General features: G+C 69.6%; 1 pseudogene. It reads left to right on the top strand.

The window, feature by feature from the left end:
• Positions 1-2,293, top strand: a pseudogene (locus ABNT58_RS05205) (excinuclease ABC subunit A); the annotation flags it as partial.

Genomic DNA, 2,293 nt, shown 5'->3' with positions numbered 1-2,293 from the left:
GACCAGAGCCCCATCGGCAAGACCGCGCGTTCCAACCCCGCCAGCTACGTGGGCGCCTTCGACGAGATCCGCAAGCTGTTTGCCGACGCGCCGCTGGCGCGTGAGCGGGGCTATGGCGCCGGCATGTTCAGCTTCAACGCCGGCGATGGGCGCTGCCCCACCTGCGGCGGCTCGGGCTTCGAGCATGTGGAGATGCAGTTCCTGTCGGACGTGTACCTGCGCTGCCCCGACTGCGACGGCCGCCGCTACCGGCCCGAGCTGCTGGACGTGAAGATCGAGCGCCGGCTGCCCGGCCAGGTCGACCGCCAGCTCAGCATCGCCGATGTGCTGGAACTCACCGTGAGCGAAGCGGTGCAGTTGTTCCGCGACGACCGCGAGGTGGTGCGTGTGCTGCAGCCCATCGTGGACGTGGGTCTGGACTATGTGCGCCTGGGCCAGCCGGTGCCCACGCTCAGCGGCGGCGAGGCGCAGCGCCTGAAGCTGGCCGGCTTCCTGGCCGAGGCGGCCGGCGCGCCGCGCCAGGCGGTGGCCAAGAAGGGCCGGCTGTTCCTGTTCGATGAGCCCACCACCGGCCTGCACTTCGACGACATCGCCAAGCTGATGCGGGCCTTCCGCAAGCTGCTGGACGCGGGCCATTCGCTCATCGTCATCGAGCACAACCTGGACGTGATCCGCGCGGCCGACTGGATCGTGGACCTGGGCCCTGAAGGCGGCGAAGCCGGCGGCGAGTTGGTGTGCGCCGGCACGGTGGACGACGTGAAGGCCTTCCCGGGCTCACACACCGGCGTGGCGCTGCGCGAGTACGAAGCCGCGCTGGGCCTGGGCGGCCAGAAAGTGGAAGACGCGGGCGTGCCGCTGCAGCGGGTGATCCGCCAGCGCCGGCAGGAGGACGAAGCCATCCGCATCGTCAATGCGCATGAGCACAACCTCAAGGGCCTCAGCGTGGACATCCCGCGCGGCAAGTTCAGCGTGGTCACTGGCGTGTCGGGCTCGGGCAAGAGCACGCTGGCCTTCGACATCCTGTTCAACGAAGGCCAGCGCCGCTACCTGGAAAGCCTGAATGCCTATGCCCGCAGCATCGTGCAGCCGGCCGGCCGGCCGGAGGTGGACGCGGTGTACGGCATTCCGCCCACGGTGGCCATCGAACAGCGGCTGAGTCGCGGCGGCCGCAAGAGCACCGTGGCCACCACCACCGAGGTGTGGCACTTCCTGCGGCTGCTGTGGGTCAAGCTGGGCATCCAGCACTGCATCCACGATGGCACGCCGGTGATGCCGCAAAGCGCCGAAAGCATCGCCGCGCAGCTGCTGCGCGACCACCGCGGCCAGCACGTGGGCCTGCTGGCGCCGATGGTGGTCAACCGCAAGGGCATCTACACCGACCTGGCCAAGTGGGCCAAGGCGCGCGGCCACAGCCACCTGCGGGTCGACGGCGAGTTCCTGAAGGTGGACCCGTGGCCGCGCATCGACCGCTTCAAGGAACACACCATCGAGCTGCCGGTGGGCGACCTGCTGCTGGTGCCCGAGAACGAAGCCCGGCTGCGCGAGCTGCTGGCCAAGGCACTGGACCTGGGCAAGGGCGTGCTGCACCTGCTGCACCCGCTGGACGGCCTGGCCGAAGCGATGGACCAGGGCCTGAGCGGCGCCGGCATCGGCGAGGTGAAGGTGTTTTCCACCAAGCGCGCCTGCCCCACCTGCGGCACCAGCTACCCCGAGCTGGACCCGCGCATGTTCAGCTACAACAGCAAGCACGGCTGGTGCACCGGCTGCGTGGGCACCGGCCTGGCGCTGACGCGTGAACAGCGCAAGGCCTACGACGACTCGGTGCGCGACGACAACAACCGCGGCCGCGAGCAGAGTTTCCCGGCCGAAGAGTCCGAGGTCGAAGGCCTGGAAGAAGACGCCGAATGCCCGGAATGCGAAGGCACGCGGCTGAACCCCATCTCGCGTGCGGTGACCTTCGCTGGTGAGGCCATCAGCACCATCGCCGCTTCATCGGTGAGCGACACCCACGCCTGGGTCGACGGCCTGGCGCTGGAAGGCCGCGACGCCGGCATTGCGCGCGACGTGGTGACGGAGATCAGCAACCGCCTGTCCTTCCTGGGCGAGGTGGGGCTGGGCTACCTGACGCTGGACCGCGCCGCGCCCACGCTGAGCGGCGGCGAGGCGCAGCGCATCCGCCTGGCGGCGCAGCTGGGCAGCAACCTGCAGGGCGTGTGCTACGTGCTGGACGAGCCCACCATCGGCCTGCACCCGCGCGACAACCAGATCCTGCTCAATGCGCTGCACCAGCTGG

Origin of the sequence: uncultured Aquincola sp. (assembly GCF_964001545.1) — a bacterium.
In the GTDB taxonomy this organism is placed as follows: Bacteria; Pseudomonadota; Gammaproteobacteria; order Burkholderiales; family Burkholderiaceae_C; genus Aquincola.
Note: the sequence above shows the minus strand (reverse complement) of the source record. Positions and strands in the feature narration are given on the sequence as shown.